Below are 424 nucleotides of genomic sequence, written 5' to 3' on the forward strand. Positions count from 1 at the left end.
GGATGGCAAGGCTGTCCTCACGCAAACACGAGCGCTATCATTGCAGCAAAGCGTTAATGAGGCGGCGGCAATGGTAGTAACAGCAGAGCGGAAACAGACAAAGACGACGACGGCGCAGGCCAACGCCATTAAACAAATGAACAAGGCAGCAGAAGCAGTCATGGCCGCACAGCCCCCGCGCACGATCGCTGACGTGTTGAACGAACTCACAGACCTCATTGCCGCCCAAACCGTTGCCAAGGTCGAAGCGCGATCCGCCACGTTGGTCAGCAACGGTATGGCATCCACCCCAGAACAAGCACCCGTCATTGAAGCAGCACCAGCGCAACCCACCAAGCTACCCAAGGTCAGGCTACAGGGTATCTTCGTGCCGACTAAATCGAACTGGACACAAGCCGCCAAACGTTACCTCAAAGCCGTCGAT

1 protein-coding gene is annotated in these 424 nt (G+C 56.6%); it reads left to right on the forward strand.

Features of this window, described 5'->3' with window-relative positions; translation table 11 throughout:
* Positions 1-424: hypothetical protein (locus D7Y13_RS46510; RefSeq protein ID WP_158626243.1), on the forward strand; the 424-nt coding region annotated here is incomplete at both ends.

It is taken from the genome of Corallococcus praedator (genome assembly GCF_003612125.1).
GTDB classification, from domain to species: Bacteria; Myxococcota; Myxococcia; order Myxococcales; family Myxococcaceae; genus Corallococcus; species Corallococcus praedator.